The organism is Ottowia sp. oral taxon 894, from assembly GCF_001262075.1.
GTDB classification, from domain to species: domain Bacteria; phylum Pseudomonadota; class Gammaproteobacteria; order Burkholderiales; family Burkholderiaceae_C; genus Ottowia; species Ottowia massiliensis.
Map to the genome: position 1 here is coordinate 2,418,884 of NZ_CP012073.1, position 18,212 is coordinate 2,437,095.

Annotated in this window: 16 protein-coding genes and 1 pseudogene; 12 read left to right on the plus strand and 5 right to left on the minus strand. The window is 64.1% G+C overall.

Going from position 1 to position 18,212, the window contains the following annotated elements:
• Positions 1-201: 201 nt before the first annotated feature.
• Together ADJ79_RS10635 and ADJ79_RS10640 are read left to right on the plus strand one after the other, a co-directional pair.
• Entirely contained in the window at positions 202-1,191 is a 990-nt protein-coding gene (locus tag ADJ79_RS10635) for a tripartite tricarboxylate transporter substrate binding protein (RefSeq protein WP_050715940.1), read from the plus strand.
• Between the two features lie 346 nt (positions 1,192-1,537).
• Positions 1,538-2,620 carry a TRAP transporter substrate-binding protein gene (locus tag ADJ79_RS10640; protein WP_050715941.1) on the plus strand — a complete coding sequence of 361 codons (1,083 nt, stop codon included), beginning with the start codon at positions 1,538-1,540 and terminating at the stop codon, positions 2,618-2,620.
• 114 nt (positions 2,621-2,734) lie between these two features.
• On the opposite strand, the gene ADJ79_RS10645 is transcribed toward ADJ79_RS10640, so the two are convergent.
• Together ADJ79_RS10645 and ADJ79_RS10650 are read right to left on the minus strand one after the other, a co-directional pair.
• On the minus strand, positions 2,735-4,615 hold the full coding sequence (locus ADJ79_RS10645) for a TRAP transporter large permease subunit (RefSeq protein WP_082203264.1): 1,881 nt from the start codon (positions 4,613-4,615) through the stop codon (positions 2,735-2,737).
• Positions 4,616-4,631: 16 nt separating this feature from the next.
• Positions 4,632-5,249, minus strand: a complete 618-nt coding sequence (locus ADJ79_RS10650; protein WP_050716578.1) for a TRAP transporter small permease subunit — start codon at positions 5,247-5,249, stop codon at positions 4,632-4,634.
• A gap of 214 nt (positions 5,250-5,463) precedes the next feature.
• On the opposite strand from ADJ79_RS10650, the gene ADJ79_RS14450 reads away from it, so the two are divergent.
• Positions 5,464-5,700, plus strand: coding sequence for a hypothetical protein (locus ADJ79_RS14450; protein WP_156304148.1), 237 nt, complete (start codon positions 5,464-5,466; stop codon positions 5,698-5,700).
• Here the strand turns inward: ADJ79_RS14450 and ADJ79_RS10655 are convergent.
• Positions 5,694-6,827 (minus strand): quinone-dependent dihydroorotate dehydrogenase, encoded by a 1,134-nt coding sequence (locus ADJ79_RS10655; RefSeq protein WP_082203265.1) that lies wholly within the window; start codon positions 6,825-6,827, stop codon positions 5,694-5,696. The two genes, ADJ79_RS14450 and ADJ79_RS10655, sit on opposite strands and share 7 nt — an antisense overlap.
• 213 nt (positions 6,828-7,040) lie before the next feature.
• Between ADJ79_RS10655 and rpiA the strand changes: the two genes are divergently transcribed.
• A complete protein-coding gene (gene rpiA, locus ADJ79_RS10660) occupies positions 7,041-7,712 on the plus strand; it encodes a ribose-5-phosphate isomerase RpiA (protein WP_050715942.1) in 672 nt (223 codons plus the stop codon).
• Between the two features lie 78 nt (positions 7,713-7,790).
• Here rpiA and ADJ79_RS14455 read toward each other — a convergent pair whose 3' ends face one another.
• Positions 7,791-7,940 (minus strand): hypothetical protein, encoded by a 150-nt coding sequence (locus tag ADJ79_RS14455; protein ID WP_156304149.1) that lies wholly within the window; start codon positions 7,938-7,940, stop codon positions 7,791-7,793.
• Between the two features lie 120 nt (positions 7,941-8,060).
• Between ADJ79_RS14455 and ADJ79_RS14460 the strand changes: the two genes are divergently transcribed.
• The 8 genes and pseudogenes from ADJ79_RS14460 to ADJ79_RS10700 all read left to right on the plus strand — a co-directional run bounded on the left by ADJ79_RS14460 (position 8,061) and on the right by ADJ79_RS10700 (position 16,928).
• Complete coding sequence (locus ADJ79_RS14460) at positions 8,061-8,519, plus strand: hypothetical protein (RefSeq protein WP_156304150.1); 459 nt, start codon at positions 8,061-8,063, stop codon at positions 8,517-8,519.
• Positions 8,520-9,124: 605 nt separating this feature from the next.
• Complete coding sequence (locus ADJ79_RS14465; protein WP_156304151.1) at positions 9,125-9,583, plus strand: hypothetical protein; 459 nt, start codon at positions 9,125-9,127, stop codon at positions 9,581-9,583.
• Positions 9,584-9,865: 282 nt separating this feature from the next.
• On the plus strand, positions 9,866-11,095 hold the full coding sequence (serA, locus tag ADJ79_RS10675) for a phosphoglycerate dehydrogenase (RefSeq protein ID WP_050715945.1): 1,230 nt from the start codon (positions 9,866-9,868) through the stop codon (positions 11,093-11,095).
• Between the two features lie 260 nt (positions 11,096-11,355).
• Positions 11,356-11,952, plus strand: coding sequence for a flavin reductase family protein (locus tag ADJ79_RS10680; RefSeq protein WP_050716579.1), 597 nt, complete (start codon positions 11,356-11,358; stop codon positions 11,950-11,952).
• A complete protein-coding gene (locus ADJ79_RS10685) occupies positions 11,939-12,706 on the plus strand; it encodes a spermidine synthase (RefSeq protein ID WP_050715946.1) in 768 nt (255 codons plus the stop codon). Before ADJ79_RS10680 ends, ADJ79_RS10685 begins: the two co-directional genes overlap by 14 nt.
• A 342-nt stretch (positions 12,707-13,048) precedes the next feature.
• The gene (locus tag ADJ79_RS10690; RefSeq protein ID WP_082203403.1) at positions 13,049-14,887 is read left to right on the plus strand and encodes a GspE/PulE family protein; all 1,839 of its coding nucleotides are present in this window, start codon (positions 13,049-13,051) and stop codon (positions 14,885-14,887) included.
• A 163-nt stretch (positions 14,888-15,050) separates the two neighbouring features.
• Positions 15,051-16,071, plus strand: a pseudogene (locus ADJ79_RS10695) (Dyp-type peroxidase).
• Positions 16,072-16,118: 47 nt separating this feature from the next.
• Positions 16,119-16,928 carry a family 1 encapsulin nanocompartment shell protein gene (locus tag ADJ79_RS10700; RefSeq protein WP_050715947.1) on the plus strand — a complete coding sequence of 270 codons (810 nt, stop codon included), beginning with the start codon at positions 16,119-16,121 and terminating at the stop codon, positions 16,926-16,928.
• Between the two features lie 322 nt (positions 16,929-17,250).
• Here the strand turns inward: ADJ79_RS10700 and thiD are convergent, their stop codons facing one another.
• Positions 17,251-18,108, minus strand: coding sequence for a bifunctional hydroxymethylpyrimidine kinase/phosphomethylpyrimidine kinase (thiD, locus tag ADJ79_RS10705; RefSeq protein ID WP_050715948.1), 858 nt, complete (start codon positions 18,106-18,108; stop codon positions 17,251-17,253).
• Positions 18,109-18,212: the final 104 nt, after the last annotated feature.

Genomic DNA, 18,212 nt, shown 5'->3' on the forward strand with positions numbered 1-18,212 from the left:
AAAGAAAAAACACGCCATGCAGGCGGCTGTTTTCACATGGTAAACCAGCCATTGCCCCTGCCTATTACAGGGAAATCAGGCATTTGCCTGCGCCAGCTTCGCTTGTTTGCCCGCCCCAAAAATGGCGATTCGCATCGCCAGCGCCTTGCCTGCGGGCTGACAATAGGCGCAGCATTCACATTCATAAAACCCCGTATTCCCATGCCTGCCTTCAACCGCCGCCGCTGTCTGGGCTTGCTGGCCCGCGCAACTGTTCTGCCTTTTGCTGCCGCGCCTTTCGCCGCGCGTGCAGATGCGGGCCTGATTCGCATCATCGTGGCCTACCCGCCAGGCGGCGTGGCCGATGCCACGGCGCGGCTGCTGGCCGACCAGCTTGCCCAGCGCCTGGGCGTCAGCGCCGTGGTGGAAAACAAGGCTGGCGCGGGCGGCGCCATAGGGCTGGGCGCCATAGCCAAGGCCGTGCCTGATGGGCGCACGTTCGGCTTTGCCTCCGTCAGCCCCGTGGCGCTGCTGCCCCACCTGGGCGGCAAGATGCCATTTGACCCGCAAAAAGACCTGGCTCCCGCCGCCAGCGTGCTGGCCTCGCCCGTGCTGCTGCTGGCCACGCCCGCCAACCACGCGCCTGACTTCAGGGCGCTGCTGGAGCGCGCCAGGGAGGCACCCGGCTCCGTGCGCTGGGCCACTGCAGGCTCGGCCGCGCTGGGCCACGTCATGCTGGAGCAAATCAAGGCCAGCGCGAAGGTGGACATCACCCACATTCCCTACAAGGGCGGCGGCCAGCAAATCAACGACGCGCTGGGCGGGCACTTTGAAGTGCTCTCCACCAACGCCAGCCCTGCTGTCATCGGCCACGTGCGCGCGGGCAGGCTGCGCGCCCTGGCCGCAGGCGCTCCCGCCCGCCTGGCAGCGCTGCCCGATACGCCCACGCTTTCAGAACTGGGCCTGCCTGAAGCCAACCGCTTTTCCGTATTCGGTCTGTTCGCCCCGGCCGGCACGCCCGCCGCCGTTATCGAGCGCATGAACGCCGCCGTCAATGCCGCACTGAATGAGCCGCAGACGCGACAGAAAATCGAAGCCGCCGGCAACCTGCCCACTGGCGGCAGCGCTGCTGCCTTTGCCCGGCAGATACAAGCCGAATCACAGGCCAATGCCCGCATCATCAAAAAAGCGGGCATCACGGCGGGGAGCTGACGGAAAACCTGTTTTTCCGCTGTTTTCCCCTCCTCTCCCCGTGAAGCGGCGGACCAGCCTTGCCGCCGCAGGCCGCCCGCGCGCTGCAAGCACTGAACCGGACAGCCGCATTCGCCGGAACCATCAAAAACAGGAGCGGATCCAGAGGTCCAAAAATACCGTTCTGCGCAGTTTCCACTAGGACATCACGCTATTGATTCAATAGCGAAGCCAGCCACCCCATTTCAATCTGCCGCCCCTCGCAGCCGGACGGCGGGCATTAGGCGTTTTCCTGCACGCGGGGCGCGGCTGGCCGTGACTACACTTTGTTTTTCCCTTTTTCATGGACTCAAAAGGAACCCCCATCATGGATCGTCGTTCTCTCATCAAAGGCGCTGGCCTGGCTGGCGTGCTGGCCGCTGGCGTGGCCCCTGCCGTGCAGGCGCAGCAGGCGGTGCGCTGGCGCATGGCTTCGAGCTTTCCGAAGTCGCTGGACACGCTCATGGGCAGCGCCGAGACGTTTTCGCGCGTGGTCAAGGCGCTGACGGGCGGCAAGTTCGAGGTGTCGGTGCACGCCGCAGGCGAGCTGATGCCCGCTTTTGGCGTGGTGGACGCGATTCAGGACGACAACATCGAAATTGCGCAGACCGCCGGCTATTACTTCACGGGCAAAGATCCCGTTTTCGCCTTTGCCTGCGCCGTGCCGTTTGGCCTGACCACGCTGCAAATGGAAGCCTGGCGCCGCCAGGGCAATGGCGGCAAATTGCTGGACGAGTTTTTCAAGAAATACAACTTCCACGCGCTGTGCGCGGGCAACACAACCACGCAGATGGGCGGCTGGTACCGCAAGGAAATCAAGTCGCCCGATGACCTCAAGGGCCTGAAGATGCGCCTGGGCGGCGGCCTGTTTGGCGAAGTGATGGCCAAGCTGGGCGTGGTGGCGCAGAACATGCCGGGCAGCGACGTGTATCAGGCGCTGGAAAAAGGCACGCTGGACGCCTCCGAGTTCGTGGGGCCGTATGACGATGAAAAACTCGGCCTGAGCAAAGTGGCGCCGTATTACTACTACCCTGGCTGGTGGGAAGCGAGCGCGCAGTTTGACTTTTTCATCAACAACAAGGCCTTTGACAAGCTGCCGGACGAATACAAGGCCGCCGTGCGCGCCGCCGCCGATGTGGCGGCCATTGAGGTGACGAGCAAATACCAGGCCCGCAACCCGCAAGCGCTCAAGCGCCTGCGCGCGGGCAACACGCAGTTCAAGATGTTCCCCAAACCGGTGGTGGACGCGGGCTTCAAGGCCGCGCAGGAGGTGTATGCCGAGCACTGCGACAAATCACCCGAATTCAAGAAGGTGTTTGACGACATGCGCGCCTTCCAGAAAGAGCAGATTTTGTGGAACCGTTATTCGGAATTCACCTACAACCAGTACATCAATGGCGCGAAGCTGTAAATGATGGATAAATGAACAAGAAAGCCGCGATGCGAATCGCGGCTTTCTTTTTTATCGGCGCATTCACTGCGCTGATGGGAAATAGCCGTTTTATTCCGTCGGCTATTCCGCTGGTTATTCCGCTGGCGCTTCGCTGCCGTAGCCCTGCGGCTCATCTTCCGGCGGCGGCGCGGCCTCGCCGCCTTCCGTGCCAGCGCCATAGCCGCCAGATGAGCCATAGCCCCCCGCATCGCTGCCGGAAGACTCGCCAGCAGGCGCATCGCCATAGCCGCTCTCGCTGCCGTAGCCGCCCGCGCCTTCTCCGCCATGGCTTTCATCAGCCGCATCGCCGTAGCCGCCGGAAGGCTGCTCCAGGTCTTGCAGCATCTGCTGGCCAATGGCGTCCAGATCCACCTCCGCCTTGGCTTCCAGGCTGCCCGTGACCAGCTGCGGAAAGGCGATGAGCACGCCCACCATGAACAGCTGGATCAGCAGGAAGGGAATGGCGCCCTTGTAAATCTGCATCGTCGTCACCGGCTGCATGAGCTGGCCCGTGACGCGGTCCACATAGGGACTGGCAGGCGCCACGGAGCGCAGGAAAAACAGCGCGAAGCCGAAAGGCGGATGCAGGAACGAAGTCTGCATGTTCACCGCCAGCAGCACGCCGAACCACACCAGGTCAATGCCCAGCTTCTCGGCCACTGGCGCCAGCAGCGGCACGACGATGAAAGACAGCTCGAAATAGTCCAGAAAGAACGCGAGGAAGAACACCATCACGTTCACCAGAATCAGAAAGCCCACCGGGCCGCCCGGCAAGTCGCTGAGCAGGCGTTCCACCCACAGCGGGCCGTCCGCCGCCTGGAACACCAGGCTGAAGATGGTGGCGCCAATGAGAATGAACATGGCAAACGAGGCCAGCTTGGTCGTGGCCGCCAGCGCCTGCCTGAGCAGCGCCCAGTCCAGCCGCCTGCGCACAAAGCCCATGACCAGCGCGCCCACCGCGCCCATAGCTCCGCCCTCCGTAGGCGTGGCCACGCCCAGGAAGATGGTGCCCAGCACTAAAAAGATGAGCAGCAGCGGCGGAATGAGCACGAACGTCACCCGCTCGGCCAGGCGCGAAAGCAGCCCCAGCTTCAGCCCCCGGTTGATGAGGGCGATGAGCAGCGCCAGCGCCACGCCGCCGCAGGCGGCCACCACGATTTTTTCGTCGGTGGGCACGCTCTGCACCGTGCGGCCCAGCCACCAGGTGTGCACGGCGGCCATGTTCTGCGCCAGCACAGTGGCCGTGCCAATGGAAAGCGCCATCACCGCCGTCAGCGAGGCATAGCCGCTGCTGCCGTTGGCCTCGCGGAACGTGCGCGCCTGCGGCGGCAGCGCGGGCACGCAGGCCGGGCGGAATATCGCCAAAAGCACCACATACAGCACATACAGCCCCACCAGCATGAAAGCGGGCGTGAACGCGCCCTTGTACATGTCGCCCACGCTGCGGCCCACCTGGTCGGCCATGATGATGAGCACGAGCGAGGGCGGAATGATCTGCGCCAGCGTGCCCGAAGCGGCAATGGCGCCAGCCGCCAGCGGCCGGTCATAGCCGTAGCGCAGCATGATGGGCAGCGAGATCAGCCCCATTGAAATGACCGAAGCCGCCACCACGCCCGTGGTGGCCGCCAGCAGCGCCCCCACAAAGATGACGGCCAGCGCCAGCCCGCCGCGCAGCGGGCCGAACACCTGGCCCACCGTCTCCAGCAAATCTTCAGCCATGCCGCTGCGCTCCAGCACCAGCCCCATCAGCGTGAAAAAGGGCACGGCCAGCAGCGTGTCGTTGGACATGATGCCGATCAGCCGCTGCGGCAGCCAGGCCAGCACGCTGGGCGGAAACACATCCAGCTGCACGCCCACGAAGGCAAAAAACAGCCCGCACGCGCCCAGGCTGAACGCCACCGGAAAGCCCAGCAGCAAAAACACGATCAGCCCCGCGAACATGACCGGGGCGAAATTGGCCACCACGAATTCCATTGCCTGTGCCCCCGCTTCAGCTCGCGCTTTTCTCTGGTGCGGCAGCCTGCGCCGCCTCCCGCTCGGCGCGCAGCGCCTCGGCCAGCGCCTGCGCGTCCTGCGCGTCGCTCATGCGGCCCATCGGGTCAGGCCCCTGCCCGCGCAAAAAGGCAATGCGCTTGATCAGCTCCGACCAGCCTTGCAGCAGCAGCAGCGCGAACGACACCGGCAGCGCCGCCCACACCGGCCAGCGCACCAGCCCGCCCGTGTTGGCCGACATCTCGCCCGTCTGAAACTTGTCGGCCAGCACCGGCACGCTCAAGTAGATGACCGCCAGACAAATCGGCGTGAGAAACAGCGCGAAGCCCGCCACATCAATCCACGCCTGCGCGCGCCTTGAAAAGCGGCTGCTGAGCACATCAATGCGCACATGCTCGCGATGCAGCAGCGTATAGCCCGCCGCCAGCAAAAACGACCAGGCAAACAAATACCACTGCACTTCCAGCAGCGCGTTGGAACTCACGCCAAACACCTTGCGCACCGCCGCATTGCCCGCGCTGATGAGCGTGGCGCCCAGAATCAGCCAGATCACATATTTGCCAACCAGCCCGTTCAGCCAGTCCACCGCCCGCGAGAATTTCAAAAGCGCCTGCATGAGCAAATCCGCAAAAAATGCGCGAAAAAAAGCGGGAATGTTATCGGCAAACAGCAAACCGTTACCGCATGTCAGAAACCGCGCTCCCGCGCCCATGCCCGCCAGCGCGGCTGGCAAATGAAAAAGGGCAGCAGGTTAGATTGCAGCAAAAACAGGAGCGGATTCAGGTGCATGAAAAACGGCATATGCGCCCATTCCACTAGGACCTCATGCTATGGATTCGGAAGCGAAACCGGCTTGCTTTTCTCAGTTTGTCGCCCCCACGGCCAGATCCTGGACAGGCCCGGAAACGGATGGCGTGCGAGAAGACGTGCGAAGCCGCTCAATCTGCGCCCGTCTGCAGACCGGTCGGATGGCGCAGGCAAAAGCTGCCTGGACAGGCGGCCAGCCATTGCAGGCGGAAGGCAACAAAGAGGACGACAAAGAAGGCAGCGAGCGCGCCCGTCATTGAGCGCCAGCCGCAGGCGGGCCGGCTGAGGCATCGCCAGCAGGCGGAACCTGGCCCTGCGAGGCCAGATGGGCCTTGATGGCCTGCGCCGCCTCGGCCACCAGCGCGGGGCCTTTGTAGATCAGGCCGGTGTACAGCTGCACGGCGTCTGCACCCGCTTCAATCTTGGCCACGGCATCTTCACCGCTCAGGATGCCGCCCGCGCCAATGATGGGAAAGCCTGCGCCCAGCGCTGCGCGCAGCTGGCGGATGACGCGGCAGCTGGCCTCGCGCACGGGCGCGCCCGAGAGGCCGCCCGCTTCCTGCGCGTGGGGCAGGCCCTGCACGGCCTCGCGCGAGAGCGTGGTGTTGGTGGCAATCACGCCATCCATGCCGTGCTCCAGCAGCGCGGCGGCGATGGACTGCACTTGCGCCTCGTCCAGATCAGGCGCGATCTTCAGAAAAAGCGGCACGTGGCGGCCATGCGCATCGGCCAGCTCGCGCTGGCGCGACTTGAGCGCCGCCAGCAGCGCGGCCAGCGCTTCATCGGCCTGCAAATCGCGCAGGTTCCGGGTGTTGGGGCTGGAAATGTTCACTGCCACGTAGTCGGCATGCGGATACACGGCGGCCAGGCACATCAGATAGTCGTCTTGCGCCCGCTCCATTGGCGTGGCGGCGTTCTTGCCGATGTTCAGGCCCAGCGCCATGCGCGGCGCGCCCTTGGCGGCGCTTTGCCGCTGTTCGGCAAAGCGCGACGTGCACACGTGCGTCACGAAAGCGGCCACGCCCTCATTGTTGAAGCCCATGCGGTTGATGAGCGCCTGCGCCGCCGGCAGCCTGAACAGGCGCGGCCTGGGATTGCCCGGCTGCGCCAGCGGCGTGACGGTGCCCGCTTCCACAAAGCCAAAGCCCATGGCCGCCAGCGCGTCAATGCAGCGGGCGTTTTTGTCCAGCCCCGCCGCCAGGCCCACGCGGTTGGGCAGCGTCAGGCCCGCCAGCGTCACGGGGTCTTGCACGCGCGGCTGCCGCCACAGAAGCTGCCAGAAGGTGTTCTGCGTGCGCTCCAGCGCCGCCAGCGTTTTCTCGTGGGCCGCCTCGGCGTCCATGCAGAACAGAGCAGAACGGATCAGGCCATAAGGCATAAAAGGCATTTTGGATAATCAGAAAACATTAAGAAACTGTTCAGAGCTTGGCCGTGGATGCAGAAAGTGCGGACTCGGGCGGTCTGCGGCGTTGCGAATCCTCGCTAGACCACAAGGCCCGTCCGTCTGCGGTTTGCGCCTTGCAGCCCATCCCGATTTCGCGCTTTCGCCCCTCACGGCCAGACTCTGAACGCGCTCTGATAAACGGCACATTTTCCCAAAATGACACAGGATGAATTGAAAACCCTCGTCGGCCAAGCCGCCCTGCAATACGTGCCAGCGGGCGCGCTCATCGGCGTGGGCACCGGCTCCACCGTGAACAAATTCATCGCCGCCCTTTCCGCAGCCCATGCCGCCATTCGCGCCGTCTCCAGCTCCGAAGCCAGCACGGCCTTGCTGCGCGCGGCGGGCATTGCCGTCGTGCCGCTGGAGCAGGCCGGCGAGCTGGCCGTGTACATCGACGGCGCGGACGAAATCGATCCGCGCGGCCACATGCTCAAAGGCGGCGGCGGCGCCCTCACGCGCGAAAAAATCGTGGCCGCGCAAGCCAGGCGCTTCATCTGCATTGCCGATGCTTCCAAGCAGGTGGACACGCTGGGGCGCTTTCCCCTGCCGGTGGAAATCATCCCCATGGCCGCCGCGCGCCTGGCCCGCCAGTTCGCCGCCCTGGGCGGCCAGGCCGCGCTGCGCATGAGTGGCGGCCAGCCCTACGTGACCGACAACGGCCTGCACATCCTGGACGTGCGGGGCTTGCACATCACCGACCCGCTGGCCTTTGAAAACGAAACCAGCCAGTGGCCCGGCGTGGTCACTGTCGGCGTGTTCGCCCGCCAAAAGGCCAGCTGCTGTCTGCTCGCCACGCAGCAGGGCGTGCGTACCTTGCAGTTTGATTGAGCGCTCTGCCCATAGCCTGCCCGTGAAGAGCAGCGGCCAGAGGGTGTGGCAAAGGGCGGCAAAGCGCTGCTGCGCGGGTCAGGTTGTCAATGTTGAAGCCCGCCTGCCAAGCTGTTCGGGGTTGGCGCGGGCATGAGCGATCAGACCGGCCGCGCTGGCAATCTTCAGCCGCCAGGCGGCCCCGGCATTCATCACCCGCACATTGGGCGTGCAGGCCACGGCGGTCATGCCGATGTTGCTGCCTGTGCCTGTCATGGCTTTCCACCCAGCCCGTTACAGGCGGGCTGGGCGGGCTTGAGAGACTGTTCTCAAAGCCTAGATTGATAGCACTTCATATGCCTAAACGATATGAACGACGAGCAGTGGCAAACGCTTGTCGGGAAGAACAAAAAAGCATCCTGTCAGCACAGCACTCGAGACATGATCCATGCCATCTTCCATGTACAAGCTACTGCTGCCAGTGGTGTGCTTCCCCAAGACCGCAGCAGCCCGCAGCCACGCAAAGGGCGGCAAGCTACTGCTGCCAGTGGTGTGCTTCCCCAAGACCGCCGCAATGAAAACAGATCTGCAACACCTTCAGCCACTGACGTGACACCCACACGGTTTAATCAGCTTGGTTCTGGTTTGTCCAATGTAGCGGCGCGTGGAGAAGGGAGTCGCCCTATCCCTCCCGTGGCTCCTACTCTGGAAAATGAACGTTTTTATGGCGCCGCTGATTTGTATGGAGTGTCTGGCAGGCCTTCTGCTGATAATATCCAGCAGGATCGTATTGGATATTGCTTTTCATTGCTAATGCTGGAGCTGTAGCCGACCGGTCTCCAGATCAAATCCAGAATTCTATTTCCTATAGTCATGAAACTGACAATTTTAGTTTAGAGTTTTGACTTGGCAATGGTAAATTTGACACGCCCGTATGGCTGTCCGTAATGGAAGTTGCCTACGCTAAATTAAGAGGAGGCACCTTGGAAGAGGGATATAGACGAAGGTGGCAAGGCAAGAGAAGCCATGCAGACGATCACAGGGGCGCGAGGTGATGGTATTTCTCGAGATCAAGCGTTTGCAATAGGGAAACCAAGAGTATTGAAGCGCGAGTCAGGCAAGCCTTGCAAGAAGGGCGCCCTGTTACTTTGCCAACAGACCCGGAATATATATCCAATTGGTTTTTCGTCGCTTATTTTGTGACAAGAACGCTCCACAGGATGATTTGGTGGATAACAATATCTATGTGGTGGATGGAGTTCGTTTTGATCAAAATGACGAGGCTGTAGTTCGTTTGCGGAATCCTTGGCAACGCAATAATTCGAGTCTTGTGAATGAAAATATACCGGTTGACAGTAGTGCTTCTTTTGTTGAAGTGAGAATGAGAAATATGATAGAAGGACAGGGCTTGAATATATTGATATGGGGTCGAAATGAATTGGTTGAAGAAATTTCTAAGCAATGCTGGCGTGATGAGCTGTTTGATTTTTGGTGTAACCACTTGGGCAGCAGATATCGATACCATGTCAAATCCACCTCCCTTTTCTTTTCTGCAAGAGTCTGACGCGAGCCATTTTTCGGAAGCAGCCAGTCGTCTGGAAGATGAAGCAATGGCCTTTTTGGGCCACGCCTATGCCATCAAATCGCGCCGTTTTTTCCTGACCCCCGGCACTTGGGTGGCCTATGTCAAGCAGGCAGACGCTGCGGCCAGGGACTGGAACGGTACCCGACAGGAAATTAAGGGCCGCCGCGTAGGCAAAGACTTGCTGGAGCTTTGGCTGGATGGCAAAGGCCAGCGGGCCGAAGCCCTTGCCATGAGCGAGCAGCCGATTGATGAGGAAGGGCGCTATTTGCTGGGCTATTTCACCTTATCGCCTCTGGCTGGGCGCTGAGGGTCTGTTTCGTAATCTGCCCGTGGGCGTTGCAAACGCCTCGTCGGGCAGCAAGCGGACAGTAGAGTCCATCAGCGGTTTGCACCTTGCAGATAGCCCTGATCTGCACTTTTGCCTCTCGCGGCCAGACCATCAACAGAGTTTGAACGCGGACGGGCTGGCGCGTGTCAGGCTATTTCAGGCGTTGGTGCTAGCATCCCGCGCTTGTCTGCCGGGGCGGCGGTTCAGTTGAATCTGCCGCCCCTTTTTCGTTTCATCCCACTTCAAAGGCAAGGTCACATCATGAGCAAGACGTCGCTGGACAAAAGCAAGATCAAATTCCTGTTGCTCGAAGGCATACACCCTTCGGCGGTAGAAGTGCTCAAGAACGCTGGCTACACCAATGTGGAGACGCTGCCGGGCGCGCTGCAAGGCGATGAGCTGAAAGAAAAGATTGCCGATGCGCACTTTGTGGGCCTGCGCTCGCGCACGCAGCTGAACGCCGAGGCGCTGGCGGCGGCGCAAAAGCTGGTGGCCATCGGTGCGTTTTGCATAGGCACCAACCAGATTGATCTGGAGGCGGCGCGCCACAAGGGCGTGGCGGTGTTCAACGCGCCTTATTCCAACACGCGCTCGGTGGCCGAGCTGGTGCTGGCCGAGGCCATCTTGCTGCTGCGCGGCATTCCCGAAAAAAACGCGGCGGCGCATCGCGGCGGCTGGATGAAATCGGCCACAAATTCGTATGAAGCGCGCGGCAAAACGCTGGGCATCGTGGGCTACGGCTCCATTGGCTCGCAGCTTTCGGTGCTGGCCGAGTCGCTGGGCATGAACGTGCTGTTTTATGACGTGGTGGCCAAGCTGCCGCTGGGCAATGCGCAGCCGGTGGGCAATCTGCACGATTTGCTGGGCCAGTGCGACATCGTTTCGCTGCATGTGCCGGACCTGCCTTCCACGCGCTGGATGATTGGCGCCAAGGAGATTGCGGCGCTCAAGCCGGGCGCCATTTTCATCAACGCCTCGCGCGGCACGGTGGTGGAAATCGAGCCGCTGGCGCAAGCCATCAAGTCGGGCAAGCTGCTGGGCGCGGCGGTGGATGTGTTTCCGTCCGAGCCGAAGTCCAACAAGGACGAATTCCAGTCGCCCCTGCGCGGGCTGGACAATGTGCTGCTCACGCCGCACATTGGCGGCTCCACGATGGAAGCGCAGGCCAATATCGGCCTGGAAGTGGCCGAAAAGCTGGTGAAGTATTCGGACAACGGCTCGACCATCACCTCGGTGAATTTTCCCGAAGTGGCGCTGCCCGAGCACCCGGGGCGCGACCGCATCTTGCATGTGCACAAGAACGTGCCGGGCGTGATGTCGGCCATCAACCAGGTTTTCTCCGACGCGAAGATCAACGTGGCCGCCCAGTACCTGCAAACGGATGACGCGCTGGGCTACGTGGTGATTGACACGGACGCGGGCGCTTCCGCCAGCGTGATTGACAAGCTGCGCGCCGTGCCGGGCACGATGCGCGTGCGCGTGCTGTTCTGATCCGGCCTGCGCGCCTTGCCCCCGCGAGCTGCCCGCGCCTGTTTCGCCCTGGCGCGGGCAGTTTGTTTTTTGGCGCATGGCGGGCGGCAACAGGGCGCGGCGGCCAGGCGGGTTCCAGCGTTCAGAAGCGCCTGAAAACGTCCCAAAGCCCGCCAGCGCCCGCCAGTCCGGCGCAAGCCGCTCTCTTTTCCGCAGCGCCGGCCGCTTTGGCCCGCCAACGCGTTCTTTTTCTTTCACGCTTCGCTCTTTCCATCACGGCCATGCCATCCGCTCTGCTTCCCCCTTTCATCGCCCCTGTGCCTTTGCCCAAGGCCGTGCGGCTGCTCAATCACGGCCCCACGGTGCTGGTGTCCGCGCGCAGCGGCGGCCGGCAGAACGTGATGGCCGCCGCCTGGGCCTGCGTGCTGGACTTTGACAAGCTCTCCGTGGTGATTGACAAAGGCGCGGCCACGCGCGCGCTCATTGAGGAAAGCGGCCACTTCGTCATTCAGGTGCCCACGGCGGCGCAGGCGCCGCTGGTGCGCTGGCTGGGCACGCACAGCCTGCATGCAGACGCGCAAAAGCTCGCCCACTCCGGCGCGCGGCTGTTTGATTTGCCTGGCTGCCCCGCGCCGCTGGTGGCGGGCTGCTCGGCCTGGCTGGCGTGCCGCGTGCTGCCGGAAAAGCGCAACGAGCTGCTGTATGACCTGTTCATGGGCGAAATCACGGCGGCCTGGGCGGATGAGCGCGCCTTTCGCCAGGGCCGCTGGCAGTTTGAAAGCGCGCCCGAGTGGCGCAGCCTGCACTACGTGGCGGGCGGGCAGTTCTACGCCACAGGCGCATCCATCCAGACGGAGCCGGTTGATGACAGCGACTGATGCCAGGGCCGGCGGCCTGCCCGAAGTCAGCATTTCGGAAGATGGCCCGGTGCGCCACCTGCACCTGGGCACGCCCTGGGTGCAGGGCAGCATGAACCTGCGCCAGCCCTACGCGCTGGAGCTGGAATACGTGCAGCGCATGATGGGCTGGATGCTGCTCGCGCCCGATCTGGACGACGCCGTGCAAGGCCACGCCATGCAGCTGGGCCTGGGCGCGGGCGCGCTCACCAAGTTCTGCTGCAAGCAGGTGGGCATGTGCACCACGGCCATCGAGCTGAACCCGCAAGTGCTGGCCGTGTGCCGCCACTGGTTTCGCCTGCCGGAAGACGGCCCCACCCTGCGCGTGGTGCTGGCTGATGCCGCCGAGGAAATCCGCCGCGAAGAGTGGCTGGGCACGGTGGACGCGCTGCAAGTCGATTTGTATGACCACGAAGCCGCCGCCCCCGTGCTGGACAGCGCTGCGTTCTATGCCGACTGCCGCCGCCTGCTCACCGCCCACGGCGTGATGAGCGTGAACCTGTTTGGCCGCTCATCCAGCTACGCGCGCAGCCTGGCGTGCATGGGCGAAGCCTTTGGCGCGCGCGCCCTCTGGGCCTTCAAGCCCACGCGCGAGGGCAACACCGTGGTGCTGGCCGAGCGCGCGCCCACCCGCCCCTCGCGCGAGGCGCTGGCCGCGCGCGCCGAAGAAATCCGCCAGCGCTGGGGGTTGCCCGCGCCGCAGTGGCTCAAGTGGCTCAAGCCGGTGGAGAAGTAAGCTGCCGGCCTTGCTGGCAGGCGCGCATGGCTGGAGCGCGCCTGTTTTCGCTCCCTGATTGATAGCATGATGTCCTAGTGGATAGTGCGCGAAAGCCGTTTTTGACCCCCTTGAATTTGCTCCTCTTTCTGCGAACCTGCCCAAAGCCTGCCTGCGGATGCGAAAAACGCGGAGCCGGGCGCTCGCGGGCCTTGCAAGCCTCCAGCAGGCGGCAAGGCCCGTCTGCGGATGGCGCTTTGCAGCCCATCCCGATCCGCCGATCCGCCCGATCTGCCGCCCTTTGCGGCCAGATGCTGAACAGACTCTGATGCCCGCGCCGCGCGTTTTGCCTTGCCCATTGCCATGACCACCCCGCCACCCGTTCCTCACGCACACCGCCATCACCACGCCCCGCACGCTTTTGCCGCCGCGCCAGACCCCGAGCACTACAGCGGCCCGCTGCAGTGGCGCCACCTCATCGCGTGGATGCGCCAGGACGGCGTGATCACCAACGAAGAAGCCGAGCGCACCGTGGCCCGTATCGGCCAGGCCGAAAGCTCGCAGCACGCGCTGGTACGCCTGGCCGCCATTGGCGTGACCGACGCGCAGGGCAACGTGATGGACGTGGAGCGCCTGACCGAATACCTGGCCGGGCGCGCGCGCCTGGGCTACCTGCGCATTGACCCGCTCAAGGTGGAAGTCGGCAAAGTGGCCGAAACCATGAGCGCTGCTTACGCCGAGCGCCACAAGGTGCTGCCCGTGCAGGTGACCAGCGGCGAAGTGGTGGTGGCCACCAGCGAGCCGTTCATCACCGACTGGGTGGCCGAAGTGGAGCGCCAGAGCAAGCGCATGGTGCGCCGCGTGGTGGCCAACCCGGCGGACATCCGCCGCTACACGGCTGAATTCTTCGCGCTGGCCAAAACCGTGCGCGCCGTGCAAAAGTCCAGCGGCGGCGTCTCGGCCACCGCCAGCTTCGAGCAGCTGGTGGAGCTGGGCCGCAGCAACAAGCAGCTCGACGCCAACGACCAGGGCGTGGTGCAGGTAGTGGACTGGCTGTGGCAATACGCCTTTGACCAGCGCGCCAGCGACATTCACCTGGAGCCAAGGCGCGACCAGGGCGTGATCCGCTTTCGCATCGACGGCGTGCTGCACCCCGTCTATCAGGCCCCGCTGGCCGTGCTGGCCGCCATGACCGCGCGCATCAAGCTGCTGGGCCGCATGGACGTGGTGGAAAAGCGCCGCCCGCTGGACGGCCGCATCAAAACCCGCAACCCCGCCGGGCAGGAAGTGGAAATGCGCCTCTCAACCCTGCCCACCGCCTTTGGCGAAAAGCTGGTGATGCGCATCTTCGACCCCGAATCGGCCTCCAAGTCGCTCGAAGCCCTGGGCTTTGCCCGCTACGACGCCGCGCGCTGGGAAGCGCTCATCGCCCGCCCCTACGGCATCATCCTCGTTACCGGCCCCACCGGCAGCGGCAAAACCACCACGCTGTATTCCACCCTCAAGCGCGTGGCCACTGAAGAAGTGAACGTCAGCACCATTGAAGACCCCATCGAAATGATCGAACCGGCCTTCAACCAGACGCAAGTGCAGCCGGCCATCGACTTCAGCTTTGCCGAGGGCCTGCGCGCGCTCATGCGGCAAGACCCGGACATCATCATGATTGGCGAAATCCGCGACCTGGAAACCGCCGAAATGGCCGTGCAGGCCGCCCTCACCGGCCACCTGGTGTTCAGCACCTTGCACACCAACGACGCCCCCAGCGCCCTCACCCGCCTGATGGAGCTGGGCGTGCCGGCCTACCTGCTCAGCGCCACCATCCTGGGCGTGCTGGCGCAGCGCCTGGTGCGCACCCTCTGCCCGCTGTGCCGCCAGCCCAATGAAGACCCGCACGCCGTCGAACTGCTCAAGGAAGCCATCCGCCCCTGGAAACTCAACGCCGAGCCGCACCTGTACAAGCCCGTAGGCTGCGTGGAGTGCCGCATGACCGGCTTCAAGGGCCGCCTGGGCCTGCACGAGCTGCTCACCGTCAGCGAGGAATTCCAGGCCAAGGTGCAGCACGGCGGCGTCCTTGCCGAGCTGCGCAAGCAGGCCGTGGCCGACGGCATGCGCCCCCTGCGCCTGGCCGGCGCCCTGCGCGTGGCCGAAGGCGTGACCACACTGGAGGAAGTGATGGCCGCCACGCCGCCCCTGAGCCAATAACCAAGACGGGCGGCGAGCCAGCGGGGCAGGCCCCGCGCTCGCGTCCCGCTTCCATCACGAACCAACCGCCTTGAAAAACCGGCCCCGGCGGCCACATCATCCCGCCATGAACACACCTGACGCATCCCACGCCTCTTCTTCCTTTTCCTCTTCTTCCTTTTCCATTCCCCAGCCCCAGGCCGTCACGGCCGGCGCGGGCGGCGCAGCGCACTATGTCGTGCTGAACATCGCCCCCGGCGAAGAAGCCGAAAACGCCGTGCGCGCCTTTTTCGGCAACGCCGCCGGCCTGCGCCGCAGCGTGGGCCACCGCGACGAAGCGCGTCAGCTCAATCTGGTGGTGGGCATCGGCTCCGACGCCTGGGACCGCATCTTCGGCAGCCCCCGCCCCGCGCATTTGCACCCCTTCAAGGAACTGCGCGGCGCCAAGCACGCCCCCGCCACGCCCGGCGACTTGCTTTTGCACGTGCGCGCCGACACGGTGGACATGTGCCAGGAGCTGGTCATGCAGGCCATGCGCGCGCTCGATGGTGGGCTTTGTGGACGGCACCGAAAACCCCGAAGGGCAGGAAGCCTTCGAGGCCACCGTCATCGGCGAAGAAGACCCGGACTTTGCCGGCGGCAGCTACGTCATCGTGCAGAAATACCTGCACGACATGAAGGCGTGGAATGCCCTGACGACCGAAGAGCAGGAGCGCGTGATGGGCCGCACCAAGGCCGACGACATCGAGCTGCCCGACGAAGTCAAGCCCGCCAATTCGCACGTGGCGCTGAACGTGGTGGAGGGCGATGACGGCAACGAAATGGCCATCCTGCGCGGCAACCTGCCCTTTGCCACGCCCTCGCGCGGCGAATACGGCACCTACTTCATCGGCTACGCGCGCAACCCGGCCGTGACCGAGCTGATGCTGACCAACATGTTCATTGGCCGCCCCGAAGGCAACTACGACCGCCTGCTCGACTACAGCACCGCCGTGACTGGCACGCTCTTTTTCGTGCCCTCCGAACCCCTGCTGGAAGCCCTGGCCGAAGGCAACCCGCTGGCAGATGAAGCCAGCGCCGGTGACGCCGCCGCAGCGCCTGCTGATGCCGCCGATACCGCCGATACCGCCGCCAGCGGCGCGCTCGCCATCGGCTCGCTCAAAGGCCAGCCGCAAGAGCCGCCGCCCGCCCGGAAACGCGGCTGAAGCCGCCCCGCCTTTTCCCATTCACTCCACCCAAAGGAACCCATGCCATGAACAACCTTCACCGCGAACTCGCCCCCATCTCCAGCGCCGCCTGGGCGCAGATTGAAGAAGAAGTCGCCCGCACCTTCCGCCGCAACCTGGCGGGCCGCCGCGTGGTGGACGTCATCCAGCCCGAATCCGGCGCGCAGTGCCCGGCCGTGGGCACCGGCCACCTGGCCGCGCTCAAATCGCCGCAAGAAGGCGTCATCGCCCGCCAGCGCCAGGTCATGCCCATGATCGAGCTGCGCGTGCCCTTTGAACTCTCGCGCGAAGCCATCGACGACGTGGAGCGCGGCTCGCAAGACTCCGACTGGCAGCCCGCCAAAGACGCCGCCGAACAACTGGCCTACGCCGAAGACCGCGCCATCTTCCTGGGCTACAAGGCAGCGGGCATCACCGGCATCAGCGAAGGCAGCTCCAACCCCGTGCTCGCGCTGCCCGCGCAAGCCGCCCAGTTCCCCGACACCACCGCTGCCGCGCTCAAGCAGCTCAAGCTCGCGGGCGTGGATGGCCCCTACACCGCCGTGCTCGGCGCCGACACCTACACCGCCTTGCAAGAAGCCAACGAGCAGGGCTACCCCGTGCTCAACCACATCCAGCGCCTGGTGGGCGGCATGGACAACATCGTGTGGGCGCCCGCCATCGAAGGCGCCTATCTGGTTTCCACGCGCGGGGGCGACTTCTCCCTGCACCTGGCGCGCGATGTCTCCATCGGCTACCTCAGCCACACCGAAAGCGCCGTGCGCCTGTATCTGGAAGAAGTCTTCACCTTCCAGCTGCTCACCGCCGAAGCCGCCGTGGCGGCGCTCAAGAAGTAAAGACGGGCGGCCCGCGCGGCCAAGGAGCAAGGCCGCGCTTTCAGAACCTGTTCTTGACCTGGCCGATCAGGCCCCCGGCCGGGGCCGCCTGTCTGAAGCCTCAAAAACAGAAGCAAATTCAGGCGGCAAAAAATGGCTCTCGCGCTCATTGCACCAAAAAACGATCCCCAAATCGGGCTGAATAGCCAAATTCCCTCATGTACCCAAATGACATGAGCGGTATGCAGTGGCATGTGCTGGCCAAACATTTTGCTGAAATGAGCAAAATGACTTGTATTTGGCGTAAGACCAGACTTTGGGAATGATTTTTTAGGACGGTCTTTTAAAGCGCCAGCGTGCGCATGGGCAGCGGCGCGGCGCCGTGGTTCAGCGGGCCATTGCCGTGCCCTGTGCGCACGGCTGCGCCAGCGGCAATGGCCTGGTGCACGAAATCGCAGCCGGCCTGCACGGCTTCTGCCAGCGGCTGGCCCTGGGCCAGAAAGGCCGCGATGGCCGATGACAGGGTGCAGCCCGCGCCGTGCAGGTTGCGCGTGGCAACGCGCGGGTGGCTGATGAGCAGGGGCGGCTGGCCGCTGGCGGTGAAAAGCAGGTCGTGCACGGCTTCGTTTGCGCCCAGATGCCCGCCTTTGAGCAGCACGGCCTTAGCGCCCAGGGCCAGCAGGGCCTGGCCTGCCGCGTGCATGGCGGGCACGTCGGCGGGCGCGTCCGCCACGGGGCGGCCCAGCAGCATGGCGGCTTCGTCCAGGTTGGGGGTGATGACTTCGGCCAGCGGGAACAGCTCGCGCACCAGGGCCGCCACGGCGGGCGGCTCAATCAGCGGCGAGCCGGCGTTGGAGACCATGACGGGATCGAGCACCACGTGCGCCAGCGCGTGCTGGCGGATGGCGGCGGCCACGGCCTGCACGGTTTCCACGGAGTGCAGCATGCCGACTTTGGTGGCGTGCGCGCCGATGTCGCTGACGACGGCATCAATTTGCGCGGTGAGGATGGCCGTGGGCGCGGCGTGGATGGCCGTGACGCCGCAGGTGTTTTGCGCCGTCAGCGCCGTGAGCGCGCTCATGCCGTAGCAGCCCAGCGCGGCGAAGGTTTTGAGATCGGCCTGGATGCCCGCGCCGCCGCCGCTGTCAGAGCCGGCGATGGTGAGGACGCGGATGTATTGGCGATCGGGCTGGGTGTTCATGGCAGGGCAGGGCGGATACGGAAAAACCGCCCAAAGGCGGTTTTCGGTCAAAAAAGAGGAGCAAATTCAGGGCGCTTGAAAAGCGTCTTGTCGCTTTGTTTACG

What these genes read in the sequence shown, in the direction of transcription:
- ADJ79_RS10645 (WP_082203264.1), bottom strand. Translation starts at nt 4,615, where the DNA reads ATGGAATTCGTGGTGGCCAATTTCGCCCCGGTCATGTTCGCGGGGCTG.
- ADJ79_RS10635 (WP_050715940.1), top strand. Translation starts at nt 202, where the DNA reads ATGCCTGCCTTCAACCGCCGCCGCTGTCTGGGCTTGCTGGCCCGCGCA.
- ADJ79_RS10690 (WP_082203403.1), top strand. Translation starts at nt 13,049, where the DNA reads ATGACCACCCCGCCACCCGTTCCTCACGCACACCGCCATCACCACGCC.
- ADJ79_RS10650 (WP_050716578.1), bottom strand. Translation starts at nt 5,249, where the DNA reads ATGCAGGCGCTTTTGAAATTCTCGCGGGCGGTGGACTGGCTGAACGGG.
- ADJ79_RS10685 (WP_050715946.1), top strand. Translation starts at nt 11,939, where the DNA reads ATGACAGCGACTGATGCCAGGGCCGGCGGCCTGCCCGAAGTCAGCATT.
- ADJ79_RS10700 (WP_050715947.1), top strand. Translation starts at nt 16,119, where the DNA reads ATGAACAACCTTCACCGCGAACTCGCCCCCATCTCCAGCGCCGCCTGG.
- rpiA (WP_050715942.1), top strand. Translation starts at nt 7,041, where the DNA reads ATGACACAGGATGAATTGAAAACCCTCGTCGGCCAAGCCGCCCTGCAA.
- ADJ79_RS14450 (WP_156304148.1), top strand. Translation starts at nt 5,464, where the DNA reads ATGGATTCGGAAGCGAAACCGGCTTGCTTTTCTCAGTTTGTCGCCCCC.
- serA (WP_050715945.1), top strand. Translation starts at nt 9,866, where the DNA reads ATGAGCAAGACGTCGCTGGACAAAAGCAAGATCAAATTCCTGTTGCTC.
- ADJ79_RS10655 (WP_082203265.1), bottom strand. Translation starts at nt 6,827, where the DNA reads ATGCCTTTTATGCCTTATGGCCTGATCCGTTCTGCTCTGTTCTGCATG.
- thiD (WP_050715948.1), bottom strand. Translation starts at nt 18,108, where the DNA reads ATGAACACCCAGCCCGATCGCCAATACATCCGCGTCCTCACCATCGCC.
- ADJ79_RS14465 (WP_156304151.1), top strand. Translation starts at nt 9,125, where the DNA reads ATGAATTGGTTGAAGAAATTTCTAAGCAATGCTGGCGTGATGAGCTGT.
- ADJ79_RS10680 (WP_050716579.1), top strand. Translation starts at nt 11,356, where the DNA reads ATGCCATCCGCTCTGCTTCCCCCTTTCATCGCCCCTGTGCCTTTGCCC.
- ADJ79_RS10640 (WP_050715941.1), top strand. Translation starts at nt 1,538, where the DNA reads ATGGATCGTCGTTCTCTCATCAAAGGCGCTGGCCTGGCTGGCGTGCTG.
- ADJ79_RS14460 (WP_156304150.1), top strand. Translation starts at nt 8,061, where the DNA reads ATGAACGACGAGCAGTGGCAAACGCTTGTCGGGAAGAACAAAAAAGCA.
- ADJ79_RS14455 (WP_156304149.1), bottom strand. Translation starts at nt 7,940, where the DNA reads ATGACCGCCGTGGCCTGCACGCCCAATGTGCGGGTGATGAATGCCGGG.